The organism is Telluria mixta, assembly GCF_029223865.1.
GTDB lineage: Bacteria > Pseudomonadota > Gammaproteobacteria > Burkholderiales > Burkholderiaceae_D > Telluria > Telluria mixta.
This window is the reverse complement of sequence record NZ_CP119520.1, coordinates 5,959,816-5,985,347: the sequence shown is the minus strand read 5'-3', so window position 1 is coordinate 5,985,347 and position 25,532 is coordinate 5,959,816. Positions and strand designations below refer to the sequence as shown.

Sequence of the window (25,532 nt, the reverse complement as noted above, 5' to 3'; positions counted from 1 at the left end):
AGAGGCGTTCCTAGTGTCCGCTGGCGAGCGCCGAGATCAGGCCGCGGCGCAGGCGCAGCAGCCGCGAGGGGGTTTTGGTGATGGTGAATACCGGCGTCTGCTCCGTGCCAAAGCTGCGTACATAGGGTTCGATCGAGGGATTCATGTTTCCGAGAAAATCGTATTTCGGGGCAACCGTGGCACTGAACTTGATGGCTTCCCATTGGCAGACACTGGGCGCCTGGGTATGGCGCATGTCGGGGTCGGAACCCTTCAGCAATGCGTACGCACAATTGTTGTCCCACACCGTATAGGTGGCGGAGCAATGCCGGCCCGCCTCGTCGACAACGATGTGGAGCTTGCGTTGCTTGTGCTCGACACAGGCGGCGTCCAGGCGGCGCAGGCAATCGTCGGTGAACCCCTGTGCGACGCCGCGATTTTCGATCGTCATCCTGTGGAGGGCCAGGAAAGCGTCGAGCGGCAGGTCCTCGCGCACCCGCAGATTGTGCCGCGCAACAGCGGTTCTGCAATGTTTGCGACGCGTGGGATCGAACCTGCTCCAGACGCTGTCCAGGTCATCCAGTCCGGGAACGACGTAGGTGTATTCGGTCGACTGGCTGAAACCGTTCCAGTAAAAAGGCAGCCAGTTCGACAAATCCTTGTTCCAGGTCTGGCTGAAATGGTCGAACCGGGGTAGCAGCTCGATCAGCGACTGCATGATCTTTTGCTCGTTGCTCAGTCTGGTGGCGGGGCTGCCGCCGTCGTCCCGTATCCACGGCCCGAGTACGGGGGTCAAAGGCGGCTGCTGGATTACCTTCATGCCGTACCGCATGGCCACGCAGAACGGCATGGCGCCGACGATTCGTCCATTGACCCTTGCCAGCGCGACGTCCCAACCGTCCGGCCCCGCTACCGCATCAAGCCACCAGGCGTTCGAAAAAATCGGGATCGACGGCTCGGCTGCACACAGGTTTCGATACTCCGCTTGGTTCAGCAGCGTATCGGACGGGTGCCGCGCATTTTCGCTTGCTTTTCCGTTCAACCCTTGAATAACTGCATCCATTGCCTTGTCCCCATCATGAAACAACGATTCAAACTGCGGAGCCGATCAAGGCGCTCGGCTAACAGGCTTCCGCAAGTCGCCATCGCAGGCGAATTTATATGAAGCGAAAAGATTTGCGAGATCAAATACGCTGTAGATAATCACGAAGCCTGCGATGTACATTTTCACGTCCAGGCGAATGAGGTAATGTGTTGCCGCCACGATCATCAGGAATAGCAACATACCCACCTGCCACCAAAACTCGAATCGATTCTTCTGGGCGATTATCGCAACCAGGCTCAAAGGGTTACTGATGAAGCGCAGGTAAAACATCGGGCACATCAATCGGGCATATTCGCCCGCAACACGCCACTTTTCACCGAATACCAGTGAAAATAGCGATGGTGCAAAAAATAGCAGGACCACGAATGGGGGTGTGGCGACCGCCACAAGCTTTTTGAGTGTCGAAATAAATATTTCCCTGCAACGGTTCCCCGCCAGAAAAGCGTCGTTGATTTCCTGCCTGAACACATCGCCAATCGAGCCTGAAATCAGCGACAGCGGCATGCCGATCACCCTCTCGGCCAGCATGAAAAATCCCGACGCCGCCAGGCCGAACGCCGCATTGATGAATATCGTGGGCAGTTGGACCGACACTGCACCCAATGTATGGGCCGGCACCAGATATTGCGGACAGCTTCGGTAACGCTTCGCCAGGGCCAGCATCTTGCGCCTGTCGATGCCGCGCCAGAAGTGCGGGCAATGGCGGCGCACCATGCCCGCCATCATTCCTGTCGCCAGCGCCTGGCCGGCGACGCTTCCTGTCACCAATCCTCCGGCGCCGACGCGGAGCAGCCCGAGGCCGAGCTGCACCGCCGAGGTCCCTCCACTCTGAAGTACTTGCCGATGCGCCATCAAGAAGTACAGTTTGTGGCGATTGCTCCAGTATTTTAGATTCGCGTAAATACCATTCAGAAAAACTGCCAGCGGAACGACATACAGCCAGATCGACATCGACTCGTTTCCCAATGCGTTCGATATGGACTTGCCGAATATGCAGGCGACTGCGAACAGGGCGACGCTGACGATCAGATTGATCGTGATCGACATTGCCGCGATATTGGTGGCATCGACATCCTTACGCGGCAGCATGATCGCGAATTCGTAACGGCCGGTGGCCAGGGCGGACAAGCTCGATACCACCGAGACAAAGAGCGCGAGTACGCCGAATTGCTCCGGCGGGTAAAGGCGGGACAGGATCGGCGTTACCGCGAGGGGAATAAGCTGCGCGAGCCCGGTCCCTGTCATCAGGGTGACAACATTACGGTTGAATTCGCCCTGGAAGAACACTCTGACGCTATTTAACATGGACGTGTACGCTTTTGTGCCAAACGGCACTGAAACAGGTGTTGCATTACGCCGTGACTATCAAGTGTAGGACGGCCAAAACCGATACGAAGTGAGATACTGCTATAAGGGCTGATTTAGCCGTTTGATACGACTCAAGTCTAAAAGTGTGTATTAAAACGAACACCTAAAGATGCGCTGCCAATTTCCGAAGTGGATGCACGCAATTCCTCGCCGAGCCTCAGTTAATTCTCCCGGTATTAGGAAATTCCTTCTCACACGCGGAGCCCTTTCCCCCTGACCGCCATCAACGACGTCCAGCCCGTTTGTCACGATAGTGAACGGCGCAGGAATGGCGCCTGCCCGTCTGCTGGTTCCAGCGCTGCAAGCAATTTCAATGGAAAGGAGTAATGCCGTGAAACATTCTGCTATCGAAATCGGAACCCGGCTGGAGGCACCGGCGCCGCAGCTGCGGACCGTGGAGGCCATGCTGCACGATATGGAAAGCAATTTGGCACCGAATGCCCGTGCGGTCGCGCAAGGAAAGTCGAAGCCTTTCCTGCCGACGATGCCTGCCGCCGAGTACGAGGAGCTCAAGACGAAGCTGCGTGCGCAGGACCGGACGGCCGAAAAGCCGGTCGAGGCGGAGCTCGAAGCCGAAGCCGAAGCCCTCCCCCGTGCGCCGATCGGCCTCGTCGGCCCGAATTTCGCGGGCGCGACGGACGTGGACGGCCTGATTCCCCCGGATACGCATGGCGCGGTTGGCCTCGACCATTTCGTCGAGGTGACGAACTCGCACATCGACATCTTCCTGCGGGCGAATCCGAGCCAGCGCACGAGCATTTCGCTGGCGGCCTTCTTCGGCTACACCACCCGCGTGCTGTTCGATCCGCGCGCCGTGTATGACAGCGTGTGGAACCGCTGGGTCGTGACGGCCGACGCGTTCCAGGAATCGGGCACGCGCCAGCTCTTTTTCGTGGCGATTTCCACGACGTCGAATCCGCTCGGCTCGTACTTCATCTACGCGCTGAACGTGACCTTCAACGCGGGCGATTTCTGGGATTACCCGCAGCTCGGCTACGACCAGGACTCGGTCATCATCACGGCCAACGTGTTCACGGCGTCCGGCGGCTTCCGGGGCGCCGACATGTTCGCCGTGGCGAAAGCGCGCCTGTACAACGGTCTCGGCTTCTCCGTCCCCGTCTTCACGGGCCTGCGCGCTACCCTGGCGCCGCCGATCGTGCTCGACCAGAATGCACGCACGTACCTGATCGCCGCGTCGGGCGGCAGCTCGCTGAGCCTCTACACGCTGACGAACTCGAGCCGGCCGAACGCCATCCAGCTGACGGGACCGGTGAACGTGGCGGTGCCCGCCTACACCGCGCCGCCCGACGCGCCGCAGCCGGGGACGACGTCCACGCTGGATACGCTCGACGGCCGCTTCGTCAACGCCAGCACGCAGACGGGCGACTTCCTGTGGCAGGTCCATACCGTGAACCTGGTGGGTTATGCGGCGCCCAAGTTCTACCAGATCAACACGGCCACCAGTTCGCTCGTGCAAAGCGCATTCTTCTTCGGGACATCGACGTCGTTCGACTTCAACGCCTCGATCGCGGCCAACGGCGCAAACGACATCTACGTGACCTGGACGATGACCGACCCGCCGCGGGGTACGAATGCCCAGGTGCGATTCTCGGGCTTCGACCACAACAACGGCACGACGTACTCGCTGAGTCCCGGTATCGCGGCCTTCACGAGTCCGACGTACTTCACCGGTGGCCGCTGGGGCGACTATTCGGCGGTCACGGTGGATCCGCGCAACACACGGCGCGCATGGCTGGTCAACGAGGACGTCCTGACCAACCACGACTGGGGCAGCCGTATCGTCGGCATCGGCTTCACGGCGTGATCAGCGGATGCCGCTGTCGTAAATAATGCGTACCGGCGTGAACTGGTCCTTGGTCACCGTGACCGTTTGCGCCGGCGCCTGTGGGTAGATGGCGTCGGATTCAGGGCGCAGCAGGTAGGTGCCGGGTTCGAGAACGATGCGGAAACGGCCGTCCGGATCGCTGCGGACTTCCTCAATGTGGCGCCCCGCCCCATCCGCCACGCCGATCAGCGCCTCGTAAGGACGCTGGTTGACCATGCCCGGCCATTCGACCGGGCTCACCGGGCGCAGGATCACCTGGCCGTCGATACCGCTGGTAGCGTGGGCTGGCGTCATCATGCCTCCAGTATAGCGCGCAGTACAGCGACCCGGCGCGCCTACAGGATGCCGCGGCCGTTTACCGACGCGATGATTTCGTCGTAGCGTTCGTTGTCGGTCTTGTGCAGATAGGCCGCCGTCGTCGCGATGTTCGCGTGGCCGGCCGTGTCCTGCAGGGTCTTGAGCTGCACGCCATTGTTCGCGTGATTCGTCAGCATGCTGTGGCGCAGCCAGTGCGCGGATGCCTGGCGCAATGTGGCGGCCGTGTCGAAGTCGCCGCGCCCGTCCGCGACGCCTGCCGCGTCGGCGAAAATCGCCTTGATGGCTTCCGCGGCGGCTTCGTCCGTGATGCGCGCGAGCTCGCGGCTGCGGCTCGACAGGACGAGCGGCATCCCGTCGGTACGGCCGGTCTGCGGCAACAGGCCGAACGCCTGACGATAAGAACAGAAGGCGTCCAGCATTTCCGGCGGCACCGGCAGGCGACGCGGCTTGTTGCCCTTGCCGACGACATCGATCCACCACCGGCCGTTGCCTTCCGTGTAGATCGAACCCATCGATGCGCCCACGATCTCGTTCAGGCGCGCACCCGTGTGCGCGAACGCGACGAGCAGGAAGCGGTCGCGGGCGCGGCGCTTGAGGGCGGCCGGCGTGTCGGCCGGACGGTGCGCGACGGTTTCCAGCGCCAGCGCGATCGCGCCCTGCGTCAGGTAGCGCGTGATGCGGCTCGCCGACGGCGCCCGGACGTTGCGGACGAGCGCGCCCGGATTTCGGCGCAGATAGCCCGTCTGCTCGGCAAAGCCCAGCAGGCCCTTCACGGCGATCATCGCCTGGCGCCGGCTCGCGTCGGACAGCGGCCCCGTAAAGGGCCGGTAGCGCGGATCGGTGCGTGGCCATTTCGTCGTGCACACCCACTCGGGCGGGGGATCCTTGAGGAATTCCTTGTACGCGTTCAGGTCGGCAACGTTCAGCTGGGCCAGCGTCTTTTTGGCTTCCTCGCGGCACCAGGTCAGGAAGCGGAACAATTCCTTCTGCGTGTTCTGGATGGATTTCGCGCTCAGCTCGCCGTGGGCGATGAATTCGCGGGCCAGTTCGATGTCGGTGGTCGCTTCCGTGATCGCGTCCTCGGCCTGGCGGTACATCTTGACGTGGAGGCGGCCGCTCGTGCCGGTCGTGATCGCTTCCGGAATCGTTGGACCAAGGTCGATGGGCGTGAAGTTCGGCATGACGGCGCTGTAATAACTGTGTTTTTATACAGTATAACAGCTCGGGCGCCCGCGGCCCAGCGCAACGGTTGATCTAGCGCTTAAACGATTGAGCTTCCCCGTTCACGCGTGTACACGCCAACCGCTTTGCCGTATATCTCGGTGTCCGCTTCATGAGTCAGGCCAAGTCGCCCGGCAACGCGCAGCGACGACTCATTGGCGGAAGCGATGAGCGCCCGAACTTTGGGTTCGCGTCGGATCTCGAGCGCATGGTCCAGGGCCGCCGCCGCCGCTTCGCTCGCGAATCCGCGGCCCCAAAAGGCACGATAGGTATTCCAGCCAAGCTCCATCACGGTGGATTCCTCGCGAAAGAACGCGCCAACGTTCCCGACGAGTCGACCCGTCTCCTTTTCCTCGACAGCCCACCAACCCGCGCCATGGATGAGCCAGAGTCCTGCTTGTGAACAGAAGATGCGCCATGCAGCAGGGCGGTCAGCCGGGACCAGATGGGCCGCGCTGACCGGGTCGGCGCAATGCGCTGCGAATCCGTCGAAGTCCTCCCGGCGATATTCGCGCAGCAAGAGCCGTTCCGTGTGAAGGTATGGAACAGAAGTGATGAACTCGCTATTCATGAGCTGGATTCCATGGATTGGTCACGGCTCAGTGTACCGGGCTGTTGCTGTCAGAGCAACTAGACGCGCTTAGTCCAGAAGTCCCTGCCGCGTCGCCGCCAGGATCTCGTCGCCCAGCGCCGGGTCCTCGACGGCCCGTGCGAGCGTCACGGCGCCGACCATCGCGGCCAGCGCCAGGATCGCTTCGGCCCGCGCGCCCGATTCGGCGCGGCGCTTGCCGGGCAGTGCGCGCATCAACCGGTCAATCGCGCCCTTCACGTGGGCCGTGAACGGGCCGCGCGTGGCCGGTTCCTTCGCGGCGTCCGCGGCGAGCGCGGTCATCAGGCAGCCGGCGCCGGCACCGTCGACGTGGCGGCGGCTCAGGTACAGGTCGAGGTAGGCCGCGATCCCCTGCTCCGCCACGATGCGGTCGAAATCGGCCTGCGTCCGGGACGACAGGTCGGCCAGCGCCTCGGCCATCAGCGCTTCCTTCGAGGCGAAATGGTTGTAGAACGGCCCGTGCGTGAGGCCGGTCGCCTTCATGATCTCGCCGACACTGACGCCCGCGAAGCCGCGTTCGCGGAACAGCCGGCCCGCTTCTTCGAGGATGCGGCGGTGTTTTGCAGCGGTTTCTTCTGGTGGATAGCGCATGTCTATCGCCTCCATATAAATTGTGAGGTTGACGTCAAACATTATATCCATCATGCTTCGTCCATCCAAACATGACAGTCATCATGTTTGCTTTCAACCCCACCATCGAGGAGCACATCATGAGCAAAGCACAGCAAGGCACGGCCATCGTCACCGGCGCATCCGCAGGCCTGGGCAAGATCTATGCGGACCGCCTGGCACGGCGCGGCTACGACCTCGTCCTCGTCGCCCGCCGCGGCGACAAGCTCGCTGAACTGGCCGACACGCTGACCAGGCAGTATGGCGTGCAGGTCCGTCCCTTCGTTGCCGACCTGAGCCGCAGCGACGACGTCGAGCGCCTGGCCGACCTGATCCGTGATGACGCAGGCATCACCATGCTCGTAAATAACGCGGGCGTCTCGGTGCCGGGTTCCACGACGACCCTGGATCCGGCCGATGTCGCCTGGCAGCAGGCGATCAACGTGGACGCCGTGAATCGCCTGAGCCTTGCCGCGCTGCCGGCGTTCCTCGAGCGCGACCGCGGTACGCTCGTGAACATCGCCTCGATCCTCGGGTTCGGCTTCCTGCCGTCGAGCACCTTTTATAGCGCCGGCAAGGGCCATGTGGCGAACCTGACCCGCGCGCTGCAGAACGAGGTGCAAGGTACGAACGTCCGCGTGCAGCTGGTGGCGCCGTCGGTCACGGCGACGGAAATCTGGGAAGAGGACCGGCTGAATGCGATGGACCCGCGCATCGTGATGACGGCCGAGGATTGCGTCGATGCCGCCCTGGCCGGCCTCGACCTGGGCGAACAGGTGACCTTCCCGTCCGTCGAGGATGCGCAGCTGTGGAAGAATTTCGAGGAAGCCGCGGCGAAACTGATGCAGGGCGCGATGAGCGGCAGGCCGGCCTCGCGCTACCAGGCCGCCGCGCACGCTTGAACCGCGTTTGCAGCCCGCGCGCGCCTACGGGACAATGACCGTGACGACCAGCACACCGAAAGGAGCATGCATGAGCATCACGGTAAAGAACACGACGCCCGACACGACCCGCGTCACCCTGTTCGGCGAATTGCGCGACGGCAGCTTCGACGCGAAGATCATGGCCGAGACCGACGTACCCTATACGCGCTGCTGGGACGATGAAGTCGAGCAGCGCATCGTCTATATCCAGCCCGATCCCGACCAACTGAAGGCGATCCTCACTGCCCTCAACGAGCGGCGCCTGTCGATCGAGCAATTGCAGGAATTCGGCAGCGTGGGCGGCGGCACGTCCGAGATTCCGGTCTGATCCTACACGCGCACGCCGTGCCTGCCGACAGACATACGGCGGGCACGCGGCGACAATCGCTCATCAATTCACAGACCAGGAGGCGAGATGAATGCGAAATCGACAACGATCGGCGTCGGCAACCCGACCAGCGGCGAAGAAGGCAGCACCCTTACCCACGAGACGATGGCCGAGACGGGTGGCAGCGGTACCCAGCCGCGCCCGGAAGAGCGCAGCAGCCAGTCCGGCGACGCTGGCAACCGCCAGGGCCGCTCAAATGAGCCGGACGCGCCGGCCGAAGGCGAAGGCACGGCCGCGACGGCCATCAACCGCGGTTACCAGGACACGCGCAGCCGCCAGGCGAGCCCCGGGTCCACCGGCCTCGGCTCGCCCGAAACGGGCGGCAACCAGAGCGAAGACGACCTGCCACCGCCCCGCCGCGACTGACAGGTCAGCCGGCACCGGCCATGCGCCGGCACGCGTCCGCGCAGGCGCGGCACGCTTGCGCGCATGCCTGGCAATGGTCCATCGGATGTTTGCCGCACTCGTCGCCGCAGGCCGTGCACACGTCCGCGCACAGGCGGCACAGGTCGCGGGCAACATCGCTGCCGCGCGCCATGAAGGCGGCGGCCGTGCGGCAGATCTGGGCGCAATCCATGTCCAGGGCGATGCAGCGCGCCATCATCTTGACGTCGTCTTCCTGCAGGCACGCTGTCGAACAGTGGTCGCAGGCGGCGGCGCACGCGTAGCAGGCTTCGATACAGGCTTTGAACTCGGCTTCAGACATCATTCCCCCCGTGGGTATGAATGGATGCTGCCTATTTTGGCGCAGCGCTCCGGATGACGGCGCCACCCTTCATGACGAAGTTCACGCGCGTCAGCTCGGCCGGGTCCGCCAGCGGATCGCCGCTGACGGCCACGACGTCCGCATACTTGCCCGGCGTGAGCGAACCCACGCGATCCTTCCAGCCCAGCAAGTCGGCGCCGTTGATCGTGGCGGCCTGGATCGCCTGCATGGGCGTCATGCCGTACTTGACCATGTAAAAGAACTGGCGCGCATTGTCGCCGTGCGGATAGACGCCGGCGTCGGTGCCGAACGCCATCTTGTCGCCGCCCTTGAACGCCTTGCGGAAGTTATCGCGCTGCAGTTGGCCGACCAGGCGCTCCTTTTCCAGCGATTCCGGCAGCATGCCGGCCTTCGCGCCTTCCTGCAGGATGAAGTCGTCGTTATAAATGTCCATGACGAGGTACGTGCCCTTGTCGCGGGCGAGGCGGATGCCCTCGTCGTCGATCAGGCTCGCATGCTCGACCGAATCGACGCCGGCCAGGATCGCGTCGCGGATGCTGCTGGCGCCATGCGCATGCGCGGCCACGCGACGGCCCAGTTTATGGGCTTCCTCGACGATCGCCTTCATCTCTTCCAGCGTCAGTTGCTGGGCGCCCGCTTCGTCGCCCTTCGACAGCACGCCGCCGGACGCGCAGATCTTGATGGTGTCCGCGCCGAACTTCGCCATCTCGCGGACCTTGGCGCGCGCGGCCCACGGGCCGTCGGCCACACCGTTCTCCGTGAAATGGAAATCATGCGGCAACAGGTTGTTGTCGCAGTGGCCGCCCTGGATGCCGATGGCGTAGCCCGCCACCCGCATGCGCGGACCGGGCAGTTCGCCGTCGTTGATGGCGTCGCGCAGCGCCACGTCGCCGAAGCCGCTCGCCCCCACGTTGCGCACCGACGTGAAGCCCGCGTCCAGCGTACGCTTTGCCGCATAGGCACCGTACATGGCGGCGCGGATGTCGGACACGCCCAGCGACCGGTAGCCATGCAGGTTCGGGTCGCCGGTCAGGTGCACGTGGGCGTCGATCAGGCCCGGCAGCACGGTCTCGCGCGACAGGTCGATCATCCGGGCGCCGGCCGGCACGGTCGTATTCGCCGTGGGACCGACCGCCGTGATGCGCTCGCCGCTGACGAGAATGGTCTGGTCCTGCAGCACCTTGCCGGCGACGACGTCGACGAGTCTGCCGGCGCGGATGGCGACGACCTGATCGGCGGCCGCGGCCGATAGGGTCAAGGTGAGCATGGCCAGTGCGGCCGCGAGCGGTGTCTTGTTCATGTGGTAGTGCTCTCGGATAAAAGAGGTTGCGTAGCCAGTCGGTACCAGCTGCGCCAGGAAACGATGGCATTGATCCAGAAGCCGGCGTACAGCACGGCCGTCAGGACGAGGTCGCGGCTCAGGTAGAGTGGCGCGGCAATGGAGTTCACCAGCAGCCAGAACGCCCAGTTCTCCACCCGGCGCTGCATCATGAGCACCTGGCCGATGATGGAAAAGACGAGGACGGCGGAATCGAGGAAAGGCGCGTAGGCGTTGGTCGTAAAATGGAGCAGCGCACCGTAGGCCGCCGTGGCGACGACGCCGAGCGGCACCGTCCACATGAGATTCGCCGCGCTGGCGTGGGTGATGGGCAGCGGGTCGCCGTGGTCGCCGCGCAGCCACTTCCACCAGCCGACGGCACTGGTGGCGACGAAGAACACCTGCAGGGCGACGTCGGCGTACAGGCGGTTCTGGGCGAACAGCACGCCGAACAGCGTGCAGCCGACGATCCCCGTCCACCATGTATGGACGTTGTTGCGGCCTGCCAGCAGGATGGACGCCGCGACAAATCCGTTCGCCGCCAGTTCGAGCGGCGCGATCATCGCGCCCGGCCCTGCCCGTCCTTGCTCATGTACGTTCCCTTGCCCGCGCCTTGAAAGAAGCGTGTACTGTACGCCACCCGCTCCGTTTCTTGCAAGGGAGGAATGTTACAGCTTCATCGTGCGGTGTTCCGCGTCCACGTCCGGCCGGGTGCCCGTCATGGCCGCCTTCGCGTAGGCGAACAGGCGCACCATCTTGCTGTCGTGCGAATCCCAGTATTCCGCGGAATGCGGCTCGACGCGGATCAGCACGGCGTGCTCGTCGTCCGGACCGGCCGGGAACCACGCTTGCACGCCCGCGTTCCACATCGCGCGGATGCGTTCGCGGTCGACGACGCGCTCGGCCAGCCCGCTGACCGACACGAACAGGCTGTCTTCCGGCTTCGCGAACGACAGGTTCACTTGCGGCCGGTGCGCGATGCAATCCCACAGCGCCGTCGGCGTGGACGTGAAAAACCAGACGCCTCCCGCGTCGTCGACCTCTTCCTGCGTCATCGGCTGGCTCAGCAGGTGGCCGTGTTCGTCCTGCCACGTGAACATGGGAAAGCGGACTTCCTTGATCCGCGATTTCAGGTCGGCGATGTCTTTGCTGTCGTGTGTGCTCATGGTGATTCCTCGTGCGTTTGGAAGCGCCATCGTAGTCCGGGCCCGCCTGCCGCTCCGTGCGGCGGCGTACGGATGGCTTGCACACCCGGTTTTTGAGGCCGGTCAACAGTGCCGGAGAGCAGAAAAAATGCCGCGTTGCAGCGCAATATAATTGACCATCGCGCTTCATTGACGGGTGACGCATGGGTTCCTTGTTCGAGCCGGACGAGCGGCCGCGGCTCGTCGTCCACATCGTCGACGCGCTCGACGCGGCGTTGACCGAGACCAGCCTGCTGAACCTGATCCGGCACCTGCCGCCGGAGCGCTACCGCCACACCATCGTCTGCATGCACGACCGCGGCGGCCGACAGGGCGACGTCCGTGAACACGGTGTCGAAGTCGTCAACCTGCACAAACGGTCCGGGCGCGATCCCTTGCACTACCTGCGCATGTTCGGCGTGCTGCGCGCGCTGCGGCCCGACCTCATCCACACACGCGACGGCGCCGGCCTCCCGGCCCAGGTGATCGCGGCGCTGGCCGGGGTCAAGCTGCGTGTGCACGCGGAGCACCGGCGCGGCGCGGCGCATGCCGGCGGCGGCGTCGGTACGCGCCTGCTGCGCCGGCTGCTGTGTCCGCTGGTCGACCATTACATCGCCGCCAGCAGCGATCTGGAAGAATGGCTCGTCGAATCCGTGGGCGCGGCGCCGGCGCGCGTGTCGCAGATCGCGAACGGCGTCGACAGCGTGCAATTCCACCCGCGCCTCGGGCCCGCCGCCGCCGTCGGGCCGCCCGGGTTCATGCACGACGGCGTATTCGTCGTCGGAAGCGTCGGCCGCATGGACGCTGCCGGCAACCACACGAGTCTCGTCGAAGCGTTCCTGCGCCTGATCGCGTCGCCGCATCCGGCGCACCAGCGGCTGCGGCTGCTGCTGGTCGGCGACGGGCCGGCGCGCACCGAATGCCAGGCGCTGCTGCACCGGGCCGGCGCGGCCTCGCGCGCGTGGCTGGCGGGCGCGCGCGCCGACGTGCCCCAGCTGCTGCGGGCGATGGACCTGTTCGTGCTGCCGGCGGCGGCGGAAGACCGGTCGAACGCCATCCTGCAGGCGATGGCGACGGGACTGCCGGTCGTCGCATCGGCCGTGGGAAGCAATACGGAGCTCGTCCATCCCGGCTTCACGGGCATCCTCGTGCCCCCCATGTCGACGGAACTGCTGGCGGCGGCGATCGCCGATTACTGCAGGATACCGGACATGGCGGCGCGCCACGGCGCGCGGGCGCGCAGCCAGGTCATCGCCCGCCACAGCATGCCGGCGATGGCGCGCGACTACCTTGCCGTCTACGATGCCCTCACGGGGGGCGAGGCGCCGGGGAGCGGCCGCCGGGGATGCTGAACAGCGCCATCTTCCACATACGCGCGCCAAATCGTCTATAGTGATGCCTCTTTACAAAAGCAAAACCAAGAGAGTGCGATGAAATTTGACGTAGCCATCGTCGGCAGCGGCCTGGCCGGCCTGTCGGTTGCCCTTCATCTGGCGCAAACCCGCAAGGTCGCCATCATCTCCAAGCGCGAGCTCCTCGACGGTGCCAGCAACTGGGCCCAGGGCGGCATCGCCGCCGTGCTGGATTCGGGCGACAGCCACGACCAGCATATCGCCGACACCCTCGTCGCCGGCGCGGGCCTGTGCGACGAAGCGGCCACCCGCTACATCGTCGAGCATGGGCGCGAGGCGATCGAATGGCTGATCGAGCAAGGCGTGCCGTTCACCCGCGACGAGACCGCGGAACTCGGCTTCCACCTGACCCGCGAAGGCGGCCACAGCCAGCGCCGTATCATCCATGCGGCCGACGCCACCGGCCACGCCGTGCAGGTGACGCTGGAACAGAAGGTGCGCGCCCACCCGAACATCACCCTCTTCGAGCACCACTGCGCGATCGACGTGATCACGTCCGATAAGCTACAGCCGGATGGCGTGCACGCCGGTCCGGCCCTCGTCGGCCAGCCGCGCTGCTACGGCCTGTACGTGCAGGACGAAAAGAGCGGCAAAGTGCAGACGTTCGAGGCGGAACACACGGTGCTCGCCACGGGCGGCGCCGGCAAGGTCTACCTGTACACGACGAATCCCGACACCGCGACGGGCGACGGCATCGCGATGGCCTGGCGCGCCGGCTGCCGCGTGTCGAACATGGAATTCATCCAGTTCCACCCGACCTGCCTGTACCACCCGTTCGCGAAATCGTTCCTGATCACGGAAGCCGTGCGCGGCGAAGGCGGCCTCTTGAAACTGCCGCCCGAGGCGGGCACCGCGGCCGGCACGCGCTTCATGCCCGCGCACGACGACCGGGGGGAACTGGCCCCGCGCGACGTCGTGGCGCGTGCCATCGACTTCGAAATGAAGAAGCGCGGCGTCGACTACGTCCACCTCGACATCACCCACAAGAGCCCCGAATTCATCAAGGAACACTTCCCGACGATCTACGCGCGCTGCCTGGAGCTGGGCATCGACATCACGAAGGAAGCGATCCCGGTCGTGCCGGCCGTGCACTTCACGTGCGGCGGCGTCGTGACGGACCTCGCGGGCCGCACCGACATCCCGGGCCTGTACGCCGTCGGCGAGACCGCTTATACGGGCTTGCATGGCGCCAACCGCCTGGCCAGCAACTCGCTGCTGGAATGCCTGGTCGTGGGCCGCGCGTGCGCCCACCAGATCGCCGCAGCACCGTCGGTCGACCTGCCCGCGCTGCCTGCGTGGGACGAGAGCCGCGTCACCAATGCGGACGAGGAAGTCGTCATCGCCCACAACTGGGACGAGCTGCGCCGCTTCATGTGGAACTACGTCGGCATCGTGCGCACGACGAAGCGCCTGGAACGCGCGCAACACCGCATCAAGCTGCTGAAGGAAGAGATCGACGAGTATTACCGTAACTTCCGCGTCACCAACGACCTGCTGGAGCTGCGCAACCTCGTCGAGGTGGCGCACCTGATCGTCCGCAGCGCGCTGTCGCGCCACGAAAGCCGCGGCCTGCATTTCTCGCGCGACTATCCGGATACGCTGCCGAAGGCGTTGCCGAGCGTCCTGACGCCGCGCCGGCGCTGATCGCGGGGCGATGAACCAGAAGCTCACTCCGTCGACTGTCCTGCTGCTGACCGTCCCGCCCCTGCTGTGGGCGGGCAACGCCATCGTGGGACGCCTGGTGCGCGCGGCCGTGCCGCCAATGACGTTGAACCTGCTGCGCTGGACGATCGCGCTGGCCGTGCTGCTGCCCCTTGGCTGGGCAACCTTGCGCCAGGCCGGCGTGCTCGATGCGATCCGGATCCGCTGGCGCCGTTATGCGCTGCTGGGGCTGCTGGGCATCGGCATGTACAACTCGCTGCAATACCTGGCGCTGCAGAGCTCCACGCCCATCAATGTCACCCTCGTCGCGTCCGGCATGCCCGTGTGGATGATGCTCGTCGGCCGCCTGTTCTACGGCGTCGCCGTGCGCACCCGCCAGGTGATCGGCGCATTGCTGTCGATCGTCGGGGTGCTCGTCGTGCTGTGCCGCGGCGACGTCGACCAGTTGCTCGCGCTGCGCCTCGTCGCGGGCGACCTCTACATGATCCTCGCGACGATCGCGTGGTCGTTCTACAGCTGGATGCTGCTGCAGCCTCGGGACGAGCCGGCCTTGCGCGCCGACTGGGCCGCATTCCTCGGCGCGCAGGTGGCGTTCGGGCTGCTGTGGTCGGCCGGTTTTGCCGGCGTCGAGTGGTCCCTGGGCGCACCGGCCATCGCGTGGAGCTGGCCGGTCGTGGCCGCGCTCCTGTTCGTTGCGGTGTGCCCGGCGGTGCTCGCGTTCGCCATGTGGGGCGCCGGCATCCGCCGTGCGGGACCCGGCATCGGCGCATTCTTCGTCAACCTGACGCCCCTGTTCACTGCGCTGCTGTCGTCCGCCTTCCTGGGCGAGCTGCCCCATGCCTACCACGTACTCGCGTTCCTGCTGATCGTGGGCGGGATCGTCGTTTCCGCCAAACGTTGAAGCACCCGTAACGTGTTTCTGTGCGGGCATCGAAGATGTTACGATCCCAGCGGAAGGAGCACAACGATGGCAGAAGCATTCACCGTCCACGACCACGCGGCGCGGATCGCCGCATTCCTCGACCGCCACCCGCGCGCGCTTGTGCTGACGGGCGCGGGGCTGTCGACAGCATCCGGCATTCCCGATTACCGCGACCGCGACGGCACCCGGCGCGGCAAACCCCCGATCCACGGCCCGGATTTCCGCAAGTCCGAGGCCGTGCAGCGGCGCTATTGGGCGCGCAGCATGATCGGTTGGCCCGTGCTTGCGCAGGCCCGGCCGAATCGGGGCCATGTCGCGATCGCGGGGCTGGAACGCATCGGGAAGATCGGCTCGGTGCTGACGCAGAACGTGGACGGCCTGCACGGCCAGGCCGGCACCCACGGCGTGCTGGAATTGCACGGCAATATCCATACGGTCGTGTGCCTCGAATGCTCGGCGATTTTCCCGCGCGCTTTCGTGCAGGGACAGCTGGAAGATTTCAATCCGCATATGGCGGGTGCGAACGCGACGCCCTTGCCTGACGGCGACGCGTCCGTCGAACCGACGGAACTGGCCAGCTTCCGGCTGCCGTATTGCACCTGCTGCGGCGGCACGCTGATGCCGAACGTGGTCTTCTTTGGCGATAACGTCCCGCCGGCACGCACGGCCATCGCGCTGGAACAGATGGAACGGGCGGATGCGCTGCTGGTCGTCGGATCGTCGCTGATGGTCTATTCCGGCTTCCGCTTCTGCCGCATGGCGCAGGCCGCCGGTAAGCCGATCGCCGCCATCAACCTCGGCCGCACGCGGGCCGACGACCTCCTCGACATCAAGATCGAAGAATCGGCCGAGCGGGTGCTCCCGCTCGCGCTGGACATGCTCATCAAAGGTTCGGAGCAGACGGAGCGAGACAACACGCCATCCATACCACTCGACGGGGGAATACTGTGACGAAAGATCTGCGAAATACTGGTGTCAAACCGTGGCAAGCCGGCGCGCTGCTGGCCGGCCTCGGCCTTGCCGCTTCCTATTTTTACGTGCGTTCCAAGACAAAGCAGGCCGAGGCGGACAATCCGCCGCAAGGCCGTTTCGTCAAGGTCGACGGCGTGCGCCTGCACTACGTCGAACGGGGCAGCGGTCCCGCGCTGGTCCTGTTGCACGGGAACGGCGTACTGGCCAGCGATTTCCAGACCAGCGGCCTGATGGACAAGGCGGCCGAGCATTATCGGGTGATCGCGTTCGACCGTCCCGGCTTCGGCTACAGCGAGCGGCCACGCAGCAAGGTGTGGACGCCGCAGGCCCAGGCCCGCCTGCTGCACCATGCGCTGCAGGAGATCGGCGTCGACTCGGCCATCGTGCTGGGCCACTCGTGGGGCACGCTCGTCGCGCTGTCGATGGCGCTGGAGGTGCCGGACTTCGTGCGCGGCCTCGTGCTGCTGTCGGGCTATTACTACCCGAGCCTGCGTGCCGACGTGCCGCTGCTGTCCGGGCCTGCCATCCCGCTCGTGGGCGACCTGATGCGCTATACGGTCTCGCCGCTCATCACGCGCATGCTGTGGCGTCCGCTGACGAAGCGGGTGTTCTCGCCGCAGCCGGTCGATGCCCGCTTCCGCGAATTGCCCGTGTGGATGCTGCTGCGTCCGAACCAGCTGCGCGCCAGCGCGGCCGAGACGGCGCTGATGGTGCCGTCGGCCGTGGCGCTGTCCAGGCATTATCCGGAGCTGAAGGTGCCGGTCGTGGTCATGGCCGGGACCAAGGACAAGATCGTCGACTTCGGCCACAACTCCGAACGGCTGGACGAGCGCCTGCCGGACAGCGAGCTGCAGTTGCAGCCCGGTGTCGGACACATGACGCATTATGCGCATCCGGACAAGGTGCTGGCCGCGGTCGACGAGATCGCGGGCCGCGTTGGCGAGTCGGTGTATCGGAGGAATCCGCAGGCCGAGGCATTGGCCCGGGCCAGCGAAAGCGGGACGTAAAGATGGTGGGCTCCGCGAGCCCACCGAACGGCATCAGCCGACGATACGCAGCGAGTAATCGGTAGCCTTCACATCCTTCGTGAGGCTGCCAATCGAAATCCGGTCGACGCCGGTCTCGGCGATCGCGCGCACGGTCTGCATGTTGATGCCGCCCGACGCTTCCAGCAACGCGCGTCCCTCGTTGATGCGCACCGCTTCGCGCATCATCTCCAGGTCGAAGTTGTCGAGCAGGACCGACGTGGCACCTGCACCGAGCGCTTCTTCCAGTTCGGCGATCGACTCCACCTCGACCTGGATAGACACGCCCGCGTTCAGCGCAGTCGCCGCCTGCAGCGCCGGCGTGATGCCGCCCGCGGCCGCGATGTGGTTTTCCTTGATCAGGATACCGTCGTACAGCGCCATGCGCTGGTTGGCGCCGCCGCCCACGCGCACCGCGTACTTCTGTGCCTGGCGCAGGCCCGGCAGCGTCTTGCGCGTGTCGAGGATCCGCGCCTTGGTTCCCGCGATGACGTCCACATAGGTGCGCGTGGCCGTCGCGACGCCGGACAGCAGTTGCAGGAAGTTCAGGGCCGAGCGCTCCGCCGTCAGCAGCGAACGCGGCGACCCTTCGATCGTGCAGACGACGCTGTCCGCCGCCATCACGTCGCCCTCGGCATATTTCCAGTCGATCTCGATATCCTGGTCCACGGCGAGCATGACGCCTTCGAACCATGGCGCGCCGCACAGGACGGCCTGCTCGCGCACGATCACGCGCGCCTTCGCGCGGGGCGCCTCCGGCACGAGCTTGCCCGTGAGGTCGCCGCTGCCGACGTCTTCCAGCAGCGCGGCCAGCAGGTTCTGTTCGAAAGCGGCCTGCAGTTTCTCGTCGAACTGGCCTTCATCAGCGAATGGGTTGCGGAGGTTGCTCATGCGGGACCGATTCCTTTGAAGAGGTTGGCTTCCTGCTCCAGCGAGCCGGTCGGCAGCGCCTTCGCCTTCTTGGCGGCGGCGAAGTCGAGCATGCGGTCGATGGCGCGCTTGGCCTGCCTGCCGATCTCCGGGTTGACGAAGATTTCGTTCTTGCTGTCGGTCGCTTCCAGCACGTCGGCCAGGTTCTGCAGGCCGTTCATCGCCATCCACGGGCAGTGCGCGCAGCTCTTGCAGGTGGCGCTGTTGCCGGCCGTCGGGGCCTCGATCAGGGTCTTGCCCGGCGCGGCCATGCGCATCTTGTGCAGGATGCCGTTGTCGGTGGCGACGATGAAGTGCGTCGCGTCCATCGTCTGCGCCGCGTTGATCAGCTGGGTCGTCGAGCCGACGACGTCCGCCTGGGCAACGACGTTGGCCGGCGATTCCGGGTGCACGAGCACCTTCGCATGCGGGTATTCCGCACGCAGCAGGTCCAGTTCGACACCCTTGAATTCGTCGTGTACGAGGCAGGAACCCTGCCACAGCAGCATGTCGGCGCCCGTCTGCTTCTGGATGTACGAGCCCAGGTGGCGGTCCGGCGCCCACAGGATCTTCTTGCCCTGGTCGTGCAGGTACTTGACGATGTCCAGGCCGATCGACGACGTCACCATCCAGTCCGCCCTCGCCTTCACGGCGGCGGACGTGTTGGCGTAGACGACGACCGTGCGGTCCGGATGCTGGTCGCAGAACGCGGCGAACTCGTCGGCCGGGCAACCCAGGTCCAGCGAGCAGGTTGCGTCCAGGTCCGGCATCAGGATCGTCTTTTCCGGGCTCAGGATCTTCGCCGTCTCGCCCATGAAGCGCACGCCGGCCACGACGAGCGTCTTGGCCGGATGATCGCGGCCGAAGCGCGCCATTTCCAGCGAGTCCGACACGCACCCGCCCGTTTCCTCAGCGAGGTCTTGCAGGTCGGCATCGACGTAGTAGTGCGCGACGAGGACGGCTTCGCGCTCCTTCAGCAGGCGGCGGATGCGGTCCTTCAGCGCGGTCTTCTCAGCGACTTCGAGCGGCGACGGCGTACGGGCCCAGGCCTCGGCGGTGGAACACACGCCGCCGACCGGCCGGTCGTATTCAAAGACTTTAACGGGGGCAATGGTATTCATGGGGCAAACTCCAATCAGTCGAGACCCTGGCTCTTCAGGTAATCCTCGTAATTGCCCTGGAAGTCGATGATGCGGTCTTCCTTGATCTCCAGGATGCGGGTCGCCAGCGACGACACGAACTCACGGTCGTGCGACACGAAGATGAGGGTGCCTGCGTATTTATCCAGCGCGATGTTCAGCGACTCGATCGATTCCATGTCCATGTGGTTGGTCGGTTCGTCGAGCAGCAGCACGTTGTGACGGCCCAGCATCAGCTTGCCGTACATCATGCGGCCCTTCTCGCCACCGGACAGCACGCGCACGGACTTCTTGACCTCGTCGCCGCCGAACAGCAGGCGGCCCAGGATCGAGCGCACGGCCTGGTCGTCGTCGCCTTCCTTCGTCCAGTTGCCCATCCAGTCGGTCAGGTTCAGGTCGGTGGCAAACTCTTCAGTCGGATCCTGCGGCATGTAGCCCGGATTCGCGTTCTCGGCCCACTTCACGCGGCCGGTGTCCGCATCCAGGCCCGTGATCGGGCCGCTGCCGATGCAACGCAGCAACGTCGTCTTGCCGGCGCCGTTGGCACCGATGATCGCGATGCGCTCGCCGGCCTCGACCATGATCGAGAAATTCTTGAACAGCTGGCGGTCGTACGATTTCGACAGGCCTTCCGTCTCGACGGCCAGGCGGTGCAGTTTCTTCTCGCCTTCGAAGCGGACGAACGGATAGGCGCGCGAGGACGGCTTGAATTCCTCGATCTTGATCTTGTCGATCATCTTGGCGCGCGACGTGGCCTGGCGGGCCTTCGACTTGTTCGCCGAGAAGCGGCGCACGAAGTCCTGCAGTTCGGCGACCTTTTCCTTCGCCTTCGCGTTGTTGGCCAGCTGCTGGTTGCGGGCCTGCGTCGACGCTTCCATGTAGTCGTCGTAGTTACCCGGGTAGACCTTCAGCGTGCCGTAGTCCATGTCGGCGACGTGCGTGCAGACCGAGTTCAGGAAGTGGCGGTCGTGCGAGATGATGATCATCGTCGAGTTCCGCTGGTTCAGCATGTCGGCCAGCCAGCTGATCGTGTGGATGTCCAGGTTGTTGGTCGGTTCGTCGAGCAGCAGGATGTCCGGATCCGAGAACAGGGCCTGCGCCAGCAGCACGCGCAGCTTCCAGCCCGGCGCCACGGCGCTCATCGGGCCCTGGTGCAGGTCGGTGGCGATGCCCAGGCCCAGCAGCAGTTCGCCGGCGCGCGCTTCGGCCGAGTAGCCGTCGTATTCGGCGACCTTGCCTTCGAGCTCGGCCGCTTTCATGTAATCCTCGTCCGTCGCTTCCGGATTGGCATAGATGGCGTCGCGTTCGCGGATCGCCTCCCACAGTTCCGTGTGGCCCATCATGACGACGTCGAGCACGCGCACGTCTTCGTACGCGAACTGGTCCTGGCGAAGCTTGCCGAGGCGCTCGTGCGGGTCGAGGCTGACGTTGCCGGCGGACGGCTCGAGGTCGCCGCCGAGGATCTTCATGAAGGTCGACTTGCCGCAGCCGTTCGCGCCGATCAGGCCGTAACGGTTGCCGTCGCCGAACTTGACGGAAATATTTTCGAACAGCGGCTTGGCGCCGAACTGCATCGTGATGTTGGCTGTACTGAGCACTGGGAAACCTTCGTTTTGGGTATTCGATTAACCGTACATTTTACCACTGTGGGAGAGGCGTTGCGTCAGGCAGTCTTGAGTGTCGGGTAACCGGACATGGTGAGCGACCATCGCCCGCCATCGCACTGCAAATGCCCCTGCGCACCGAACGGAATCGTGACGTGGCGTGCGATGTGGCCGAATTCCAGGCCCGTCAGCACCGGCACGGGCAAGGTCGCGCGGACATAGGCCAGCATTTCGTCGAAGTTGTAGCCGTTGTCGTTCGGTCCGAGACGGTAGCCGGAGAAGTCGCCCAGCACGATGGCGCGCTGCTTTTCCAGCACGCCCGCATGCATCAGTTGCAGCAGCATGCGCTCCACGCGGAACGGGTGCTCGGCGATGTCTTCCAGGAACAGGATGCCGCCGTCGATCTGCGGGAAGTACGGCGTGCCCAGCACCGACATCATCATCGCCAGGTTGCCGCCCCAGACGGTGCCCTCCACGTCGAGGCGCGGGTTGGCAGCGCCATGGCCGGAGATCGTGTGCGTCGGGCCGGCCAGGCAGCGCCAGAAGTCGTTCAGGGTGAACTCGTCGGGTTCGGCTGAGCCGAAGTCGGCGGTGAACATGGGGCCGGCGTAGCTGAGTGCGCCCGTCTTCGCGTACAGCCCCATGTGGAATGCCGTGACGTCGGAATAGCCGACGAAGATCTTGCCGCTCGCCGCCATGCGTTCGAAGTCGATGTCCGGCAGCAGCCGGGTCATGCCGTACGCGCCGCGGATGGCCATCACGATCTGTACGTCCGGATCGGCGATTGCCGCTTCCAGCTGCGCGAGGCGTTCCGCGTCCGTGGCGCCGAAGCGCTGGTGGCGTTCTTCGTGCTTGTAGTAATTGTGGACCAGGATGCCCTGGGCTTCGAGGCGCGCGATGCCGCGCGGGATCGCTTCCGGCTCGGGCGCATAGCCGGCCGGCGCGATGAGGGCGATGCCCAGTTTTTGGATGGTCACTGTTTGACGAAGAGCCTTGGTGTCGAGTCGGGCGCCATCTTACCGTGCGCATGGGCGTCGATCAAGGCGAGGAGCCGCTCGAGCAGCTGGGCCGGCAGGTCGTGGCCCATCCCCTCGATGACTTCGAGGCGGGCACCGGGAATCGCCTGCGCGGTGTCGACGCCGCACGCGAGCGGCACGAGCGGATCGGCCGCGCCGTGGATCACGAGCGTCGGCGCGACGATCGTCTGCAGTTGCGGGGTGCGATCGCCGCAGGCCGTCACGGCCAGCATCTGGCGCACGACCCCGCCCGGGCAGCAGTTGCGGCGCAGCGCGCGGGCGACGCGGCGGCGCAGGTGTTTTTCCGGTGTCGGATACGACGGGCTGCCGATGGCTTGCAGCAGCTGCACGTTGTAGTCGATGGCCGTGTCGATGTCGGCCGCGCCGCGCGGCCGGCGCAGCAGCGCGCGGCGGGCCGTTTGCGTCGGGCCCGGCAAGCCGCGGCGGCCGCTGCTGGACATGATCGACGTCAGGCTCAGTACGCGCGACGGAAACTTGGCCGCCATCAGTTGCCCTACCATGCCACCCATCGACATCCCGACGATGTGGGCGCGCGCGACGCCCAGCGCCGACAGCACGCCGATCGCATCGTCTGCCATGTCTTCCAGGCGATAAGGGGGTTTGAGCGGCAAGCGCAGCAGCGACTTCAGCCAGGCCAGCGTGAGGCTGGGCGTGCCGGCGTGTTCGAACTTGGTGGACAGGCCGCTGTCGCGATTATCGAAACGGATCACGTAAAAGCCCAGTTCGACGAGGCCTTCGACGAATTCGTCCGGCCAGGCCGTCAATTGCAGGCCGAGGCCCGAAATCAGCAGCAGTGGTACGGATTTCGGATCGCCCGCCGTGTCGAAGGCGATGCGGATCCCGTTGGCGTTCAGACTAGGCATGGCGGCGTCGCCGGCACCGGGTCGACCTGGTCAGGAAGCGGTGCCGAATTTGATCGATGGGTCCATAGAATTCCGCGCTACCGGAAAGCAGCGAAGGTGTGGAACCAGCATACCATTTTCGGCAAACGGGTGGCGTCAGCCTTGCGTGCGCCGCGCGGCGCGGCGTTCGGCGAAGAACCCCTTGAGCATGGCGCTCGCTTCGTCGGCCAGCACGCCGCCGACGACATCGGTGTGATGATTCAGCTGCTCCAGCGCGAACAGGTCGAGGATGGAGCCGCACACGCCCGTCTTCGGATCCGGCGCGGCATACACGACCCGCGCCAGGCGCGCATGCATCATCGCGCCCGAGCACATCGCGCACGGCTCCAGGGTCACGTACAGCTCGCAGCCCGGCAGCCGGTAGTTGCCGAGCTTGTCCGCGGCCGCGCGCAGGGCGACGATCTCCGCGTGCGCGGTCGGATCGTGGCGCCCGATCGGCTGGTTGAAGCCGGTGGCGACGACCTCGCCGTCGCGCACGACGACGGCGCCCACGGGCACCTCGCCCGCCGCCCAGGCCTTGCGGGCTTCCTGCAGGGCCAGGCCCATGTAGGTGGCGTCCGCGTCAGACATCCGTGATTTCGGCCCAGCAGTTCGGGGTCTCGTGCAGCACGAGCTTCTGCAGGCGCAGGCCGGTGCCGTAGCGGTCCTTGTAGGCTGCCTTGAGGATGTTCCACGCCACCTGGGCGAGGTTTTCCACGGTCGGGATGCGGTCGATCACGACGGTTTTATGGTTCGGCAGGCTGGCGAGGAAACCGCGCACGGCCTCGTCCTTCTCGTACACGAGGAAGGCGTGGTCCCAGACGTCGACGAGATGCTCCTTGGCGAGCGCCTTGATGTCCGAGAAATCCATGATCATGCCGTTGTCGGAATTGCCTTCGACGTCGATGACGGCGCCCGTCAGCGTGATTTCCAGCGTGTAGCGGTGGCCGTGCAGGTTGCGGCACTGGCTTTTATGGTCGGGAATGCGGTGGCCGGCATCGAATTCCAGCTTGCGGGTAATGGTCAGCATGTGTGCTCAGGGAATGTTCAGGAGTTTATGGGTCTGGAGGCTGAGCTTCCACTTCGGATTGCGGCGGCACGTGTCGATGGCCAGCTGCGTGTTGAACTGGGCCAGCGGACCGTCCATCGGTTGCACGAAGAAGTTGTCGAAATCCAGGTGTTCGTACGCGGCCAGGTCCTGGCCCGTCTGCGGGACGACGACCTTGATCTCGTTGCCCTTGCCGACCACGAGTGTCGAGCCCATCTTCGGGCTCACGCAGATCCAGTCCACGCCCGGCGGCACGGGCAAGGTGCCGTTCGTTTCGATGGCGATCGTGAAACCGACGGCATGCATCGCGTCGATCAGCGCCGCATCCAGTTGCAGCAGCGGCTCGCCGCCCGTGAAGACGACGTATTTGCTCGCCGGATAAGACTCCGGCCACAAACTGTTGATTTCCGAGGCCAGGCTGGCGGCATCCTTGAATTTGCCGCCCCGTTCGCCGTCGGTGCCGACGAAATCCGTATCGCAGAACTGGCAGACGGCCGTGGCGCGGTCGCTTTCGCGGCCCGTCCACAGGTTGCAGCCCGAAAAGCGGCAGAACACGGCCGGGCGGCCCGCATGGGCGCCCTCGCCCTGCAGGGTGTAGAAAATTTCTTTGATGCTGTAAGTCACTGTGAAAGTCCGAAAAGGCTCGCGTCAACCTTCCATTATACCGCGACCCGCGCAGGTGGCAGAAGAGGACTGATTAGTTGATGGCGAGCAAAAACGTGCCGTTCGGAAAGTCGTACCTTTGCTTACGGAAAGTTCCTAATCGAGTCGTCCTAGTCCTCGTCGGAGGGATCGTGATGAAAACCGTGCTGCTCCAGTCGCTGCGTGCCACGCTCGGGGCCCTGCTGTTGCTCGCCGTGTGGTTCGGGATCCCGGAACATGCCAGGATGCTCGTCGTGCCGGCGCGGCTGCACCTGGGCGTGCTGGTGCTCGCCATGATGACCGTGCTGTTCGCCACGTTGTTCCGGCGCGTGCGGAGCGAAGACCGGATCGCGCGGCTGGAAGCCGCATTGTGCCGCGAACAGAAGGCCCGCAGCCAGGCCGACCAGGCGCTGGCCGAGTCCGATATGCTGCTGGGCCGGCTGACGGGCAGTGTCGATGGCCGCCGCGCCAACGGCCGCCGCGGCAATCTCGACCCACTCGCGCAACTGGTCGCCATCCAGACCGAGCTGCTCCAGGTGCGCCGCCAGTACGCCCTGGAGGATCCGTTCCTCGCGTCGCGTATCGATGTATTGTGTACCCGCGTCGACCGGGTGGCCCAGGCAATCGTCGCCCACGCGGACGAGCCCGGGTGACGGCCTCTATCCACCCTTGCTAAAGATCAA

The 25,532-nt window shown here is 65.1% G+C and carries 28 protein-coding genes; 10 read left to right on the top strand and 18 right to left on the bottom strand.

Translation table 11 applies throughout. The features are described from left to right. Window positions 1–10: 10 nt before the first annotated feature. Window positions 11–1,042 carry a GNAT family N-acetyltransferase gene (locus tag P0M04_RS26360; protein WP_259451295.1) on the bottom strand — a complete coding sequence of 344 codons (1,032 nt, stop codon included), beginning with the start codon at window positions 1,040–1,042 and terminating at the stop codon, window positions 11–13. A 45-nt stretch (window positions 1,043–1,087) separates the two neighbouring features. Further along, entirely contained in the window at window positions 1,088–2,389 is a 1,302-nt protein-coding gene (locus P0M04_RS26355) for a lipopolysaccharide biosynthesis protein (RefSeq protein WP_259451296.1), read from the bottom strand. Between the two features lie 394 nt (window positions 2,390–2,783). On the opposite strand from P0M04_RS26355, the gene P0M04_RS26350 reads away from it, so the two are divergent. Beyond that, entirely contained in the window at window positions 2,784–4,277 is a 1,494-nt protein-coding gene (locus P0M04_RS26350) for a hypothetical protein (RefSeq protein ID WP_259451297.1), read from the top strand. Here the strand turns inward: P0M04_RS26350 and P0M04_RS26345 are convergent, their stop codons facing one another. The 4 genes from P0M04_RS26345 to P0M04_RS26330 form a co-directional block, all read right to left on the bottom strand. Next, window positions 4,278–4,595 (bottom strand): peptidase associated/transthyretin-like domain-containing protein, encoded by a 318-nt coding sequence (locus tag P0M04_RS26345; protein ID WP_259451298.1) that lies wholly within the window; start codon window positions 4,593–4,595, stop codon window positions 4,278–4,280. 38 nt (window positions 4,596–4,633) lie between these two features. Further along, the gene (locus P0M04_RS26340) at window positions 4,634–5,797 is read right to left on the bottom strand and encodes a tyrosine-type recombinase/integrase (RefSeq protein ID WP_259451299.1); all 1,164 of its coding nucleotides are present in this window, start codon (window positions 5,795–5,797) and stop codon (window positions 4,634–4,636) included. An 80-nt stretch (window positions 5,798–5,877) separates the two neighbouring features. Continuing rightward, window positions 5,878–6,408 carry a GNAT family N-acetyltransferase gene (locus P0M04_RS26335; protein WP_259451300.1) on the bottom strand — a complete coding sequence of 177 codons (531 nt, stop codon included), beginning with the start codon at window positions 6,406–6,408 and terminating at the stop codon, window positions 5,878–5,880. Between the two features lie 69 nt (window positions 6,409–6,477). Then, window positions 6,478–7,038, bottom strand: a complete 561-nt coding sequence (locus tag P0M04_RS26330) for a TetR/AcrR family transcriptional regulator (protein WP_259451301.1) — start codon at window positions 7,036–7,038, stop codon at window positions 6,478–6,480. 119 nt (window positions 7,039–7,157) lie between these two features. Here P0M04_RS26330 and P0M04_RS26325 point away from each other — a divergent pair, with 119 nt between their 5' ends. The 3 genes from P0M04_RS26325 to P0M04_RS26315 all read left to right on the top strand — a co-directional run bounded on the left by P0M04_RS26325 (window position 7,158) and on the right by P0M04_RS26315 (window position 8,733). Then, complete coding sequence (locus P0M04_RS26325; protein WP_259451302.1) at window positions 7,158–7,958, top strand: SDR family NAD(P)-dependent oxidoreductase; 801 nt, start codon at window positions 7,158–7,160, stop codon at window positions 7,956–7,958. Between the two features lie 70 nt (window positions 7,959–8,028). Beyond that, a complete protein-coding gene (locus P0M04_RS26320) occupies window positions 8,029–8,307 on the top strand; it encodes a hypothetical protein (RefSeq protein WP_259451303.1) in 279 nt (92 codons plus the stop codon). 87 nt (window positions 8,308–8,394) lie between these two features. Next, complete coding sequence (locus tag P0M04_RS26315; RefSeq protein WP_259451304.1) at window positions 8,395–8,733, top strand: hypothetical protein; 339 nt, start codon at window positions 8,395–8,397, stop codon at window positions 8,731–8,733. Between the two features lie 4 nt (window positions 8,734–8,737). On the opposite strand, the gene P0M04_RS26310 is transcribed toward P0M04_RS26315, so the two are convergent. The 4 genes from P0M04_RS26310 to P0M04_RS26295 all read right to left on the bottom strand — a co-directional run bounded on the left by P0M04_RS26310 (window position 8,738) and on the right by P0M04_RS26295 (window position 11,578). Continuing rightward, window positions 8,738–9,073, bottom strand: coding sequence for a four-helix bundle copper-binding protein (locus P0M04_RS26310; RefSeq protein WP_259451477.1), 336 nt, complete (start codon window positions 9,071–9,073; stop codon window positions 8,738–8,740). Window positions 9,074–9,104: 31 nt separating this feature from the next. Then, entirely contained in the window at window positions 9,105–10,394 is a 1,290-nt protein-coding gene (locus P0M04_RS26305) for a Xaa-Pro dipeptidase (protein ID WP_259451305.1), read from the bottom strand. After that, window positions 10,391–10,975, bottom strand: a complete 585-nt coding sequence (gene pnuC, locus P0M04_RS26300) for a nicotinamide riboside transporter PnuC (protein ID WP_259451306.1) — start codon at window positions 10,973–10,975, stop codon at window positions 10,391–10,393. Before pnuC ends, P0M04_RS26305 begins: the two co-directional genes overlap by 4 nt. Before the next feature lie 105 nt (window positions 10,976–11,080). After that, the gene (locus tag P0M04_RS26295) at window positions 11,081–11,578 is read right to left on the bottom strand and encodes a pyridoxamine 5'-phosphate oxidase family protein (protein ID WP_259451307.1); all 498 of its coding nucleotides are present in this window, start codon (window positions 11,576–11,578) and stop codon (window positions 11,081–11,083) included. Window positions 11,579–11,760: 182 nt separating this feature from the next. On the opposite strand from P0M04_RS26295, the gene P0M04_RS26290 reads away from it, so the two are divergent. From P0M04_RS26290 to P0M04_RS26270, 5 genes are all read left to right on the top strand, one after another. Next, window positions 11,761–12,948, top strand: a complete 1,188-nt coding sequence (locus tag P0M04_RS26290) for a glycosyltransferase (protein ID WP_259451308.1) — start codon at window positions 11,761–11,763, stop codon at window positions 12,946–12,948. 78 nt (window positions 12,949–13,026) lie between these two features. Continuing rightward, window positions 13,027–14,652, top strand: a complete 1,626-nt coding sequence (nadB, locus tag P0M04_RS26285) for an L-aspartate oxidase (protein WP_281042108.1) — start codon at window positions 13,027–13,029, stop codon at window positions 14,650–14,652. 10 nt (window positions 14,653–14,662) lie between these two features. Then, window positions 14,663–15,571, top strand: coding sequence for a DMT family transporter (locus P0M04_RS26280; protein ID WP_259451309.1), 909 nt, complete (start codon window positions 14,663–14,665; stop codon window positions 15,569–15,571). 66 nt (window positions 15,572–15,637) lie between these two features. Next, on the top strand, window positions 15,638–16,543 hold the full coding sequence (locus tag P0M04_RS26275) for an NAD-dependent protein deacetylase (protein ID WP_259451310.1): 906 nt from the start codon (window positions 15,638–15,640) through the stop codon (window positions 16,541–16,543). Further along, window positions 16,540–17,571 (top strand): alpha/beta fold hydrolase, encoded by a 1,032-nt coding sequence (locus tag P0M04_RS26270; RefSeq protein WP_259451311.1) that lies wholly within the window; start codon window positions 16,540–16,542, stop codon window positions 17,569–17,571. Before P0M04_RS26275 ends, P0M04_RS26270 begins: the two co-directional genes overlap by 4 nt. 33 nt (window positions 17,572–17,604) lie before the next feature. On the opposite strand, the gene nadC is transcribed toward P0M04_RS26270, so the two are convergent. The 8 genes from nadC to queE form a co-directional block, all read right to left on the bottom strand. Continuing rightward, window positions 17,605–18,480, bottom strand: a complete 876-nt coding sequence (gene nadC, locus P0M04_RS26265; RefSeq protein ID WP_259451312.1) for a carboxylating nicotinate-nucleotide diphosphorylase — start codon at window positions 18,478–18,480, stop codon at window positions 17,605–17,607. After that, window positions 18,477–19,619 carry a quinolinate synthase NadA gene (gene nadA / locus P0M04_RS26260; RefSeq protein ID WP_259451313.1) on the bottom strand — a complete coding sequence of 381 codons (1,143 nt, stop codon included), beginning with the start codon at window positions 19,617–19,619 and terminating at the stop codon, window positions 18,477–18,479. Before nadA ends, nadC begins: the two co-directional genes overlap by 4 nt. 14 nt (window positions 19,620–19,633) lie before the next feature. Beyond that, window positions 19,634–21,235, bottom strand: a complete 1,602-nt coding sequence (locus P0M04_RS26255) for an ABC-F family ATPase (RefSeq protein ID WP_259451314.1) — start codon at window positions 21,233–21,235, stop codon at window positions 19,634–19,636. Window positions 21,236–21,300: 65 nt separating this feature from the next. Further along, window positions 21,301–22,218 carry a muramoyltetrapeptide carboxypeptidase gene (gene ldcA / locus P0M04_RS26250; RefSeq protein ID WP_259451315.1) on the bottom strand — a complete coding sequence of 306 codons (918 nt, stop codon included), beginning with the start codon at window positions 22,216–22,218 and terminating at the stop codon, window positions 21,301–21,303. Then, window positions 22,215–23,141 carry an alpha/beta fold hydrolase gene (locus P0M04_RS26245; RefSeq protein WP_259451316.1) on the bottom strand — a complete coding sequence of 309 codons (927 nt, stop codon included), beginning with the start codon at window positions 23,139–23,141 and terminating at the stop codon, window positions 22,215–22,217. Before P0M04_RS26245 ends, ldcA begins: the two co-directional genes overlap by 4 nt. A gap of 135 nt (window positions 23,142–23,276) precedes the next feature. Beyond that, the gene (gene tadA / locus P0M04_RS26240) at window positions 23,277–23,750 is read right to left on the bottom strand and encodes a tRNA adenosine(34) deaminase TadA (RefSeq protein ID WP_259451317.1); all 474 of its coding nucleotides are present in this window, start codon (window positions 23,748–23,750) and stop codon (window positions 23,277–23,279) included. Then, a complete protein-coding gene (gene queD, locus P0M04_RS26235) occupies window positions 23,743–24,189 on the bottom strand; it encodes a 6-carboxytetrahydropterin synthase QueD (protein ID WP_091662318.1) in 447 nt (148 codons plus the stop codon). The genes tadA and queD overlap by 8 nt, the downstream gene beginning before the upstream one ends. A gap of 6 nt (window positions 24,190–24,195) precedes the next feature. Beyond that, window positions 24,196–24,831 (bottom strand): 7-carboxy-7-deazaguanine synthase, encoded by a 636-nt coding sequence (queE, locus tag P0M04_RS26230; protein WP_259451318.1) that lies wholly within the window; start codon window positions 24,829–24,831, stop codon window positions 24,196–24,198. Between the two features lie 170 nt (window positions 24,832–25,001). Here queE and P0M04_RS26225 point away from each other — a divergent pair, with 170 nt between their 5' ends. After that, complete coding sequence (locus tag P0M04_RS26225) at window positions 25,002–25,502, top strand: hypothetical protein (protein WP_259451319.1); 501 nt, start codon at window positions 25,002–25,004, stop codon at window positions 25,500–25,502. Window positions 25,503–25,532 lie beyond the last annotated feature (30 nt).

Excerpts from the sequence above, each read along its gene's own strand:
- P0M04_RS26315 (WP_259451304.1), top strand. The coding sequence starts at position 8,395 with ATGAATGCGAAATCGACAACGATCGGCGTCGGCAACCCGACCAGCGGC.
- P0M04_RS26310 (WP_259451477.1), bottom strand. The coding sequence starts at position 9,073 with ATGTCTGAAGCCGAGTTCAAAGCCTGTATCGAAGCCTGCTACGCGTGC.
- P0M04_RS26320 (WP_259451303.1), top strand. The coding sequence starts at position 8,029 with ATGAGCATCACGGTAAAGAACACGACGCCCGACACGACCCGCGTCACC.
- P0M04_RS26330 (WP_259451301.1), bottom strand. The coding sequence starts at position 7,038 with ATGCGCTATCCACCAGAAGAAACCGCTGCAAAACACCGCCGCATCCTC.
- P0M04_RS26345 (WP_259451298.1), bottom strand. The coding sequence starts at position 4,595 with ATGATGACGCCAGCCCACGCTACCAGCGGTATCGACGGCCAGGTGATC.
- P0M04_RS26275 (WP_259451310.1), top strand. The coding sequence starts at position 15,638 with ATGGCAGAAGCATTCACCGTCCACGACCACGCGGCGCGGATCGCCGCA.
- tadA (WP_259451317.1), bottom strand. The coding sequence starts at position 23,750 with ATGTCTGACGCGGACGCCACCTACATGGGCCTGGCCCTGCAGGAAGCC.
- queD (WP_091662318.1), bottom strand. The coding sequence starts at position 24,189 with ATGCTGACCATTACCCGCAAGCTGGAATTCGATGCCGGCCACCGCATT.
- P0M04_RS26340 (WP_259451299.1), bottom strand. The coding sequence starts at position 5,797 with ATGCCGAACTTCACGCCCATCGACCTTGGTCCAACGATTCCGGAAGCG.
- P0M04_RS26335 (WP_259451300.1), bottom strand. The coding sequence starts at position 6,408 with ATGAATAGCGAGTTCATCACTTCTGTTCCATACCTTCACACGGAACGG.
- P0M04_RS26325 (WP_259451302.1), top strand. The coding sequence starts at position 7,158 with ATGAGCAAAGCACAGCAAGGCACGGCCATCGTCACCGGCGCATCCGCA.
- P0M04_RS26355 (WP_259451296.1), bottom strand. The coding sequence starts at position 2,389 with ATGTTAAATAGCGTCAGAGTGTTCTTCCAGGGCGAATTCAACCGTAAT.
- nadB (WP_281042108.1), top strand. The coding sequence starts at position 13,027 with ATGAAATTTGACGTAGCCATCGTCGGCAGCGGCCTGGCCGGCCTGTCG.
- P0M04_RS26290 (WP_259451308.1), top strand. The coding sequence starts at position 11,761 with ATGGGTTCCTTGTTCGAGCCGGACGAGCGGCCGCGGCTCGTCGTCCAC.
- P0M04_RS26305 (WP_259451305.1), bottom strand. The coding sequence starts at position 10,394 with ATGAACAAGACACCGCTCGCGGCCGCACTGGCCATGCTCACCTTGACC.
- nadA (WP_259451313.1), bottom strand. The coding sequence starts at position 19,619 with ATGAATACCATTGCCCCCGTTAAAGTCTTTGAATACGACCGGCCGGTC.
- P0M04_RS26360 (WP_259451295.1), bottom strand. The coding sequence starts at position 1,042 with ATGGATGCAGTTATTCAAGGGTTGAACGGAAAAGCAAGCGAAAATGCG.
- nadC (WP_259451312.1), bottom strand. The coding sequence starts at position 18,480 with ATGAGCAACCTCCGCAACCCATTCGCTGATGAAGGCCAGTTCGACGAG.
- P0M04_RS26245 (WP_259451316.1), bottom strand. The coding sequence starts at position 23,141 with ATGCCTAGTCTGAACGCCAACGGGATCCGCATCGCCTTCGACACGGCG.
- P0M04_RS26280 (WP_259451309.1), top strand. The coding sequence starts at position 14,663 with ATGAACCAGAAGCTCACTCCGTCGACTGTCCTGCTGCTGACCGTCCCG.
- pnuC (WP_259451306.1), bottom strand. The coding sequence starts at position 10,975 with ATGATCGCGCCGCTCGAACTGGCGGCGAACGGATTTGTCGCGGCGTCC.
- P0M04_RS26295 (WP_259451307.1), bottom strand. The coding sequence starts at position 11,578 with ATGAGCACACACGACAGCAAAGACATCGCCGACCTGAAATCGCGGATC.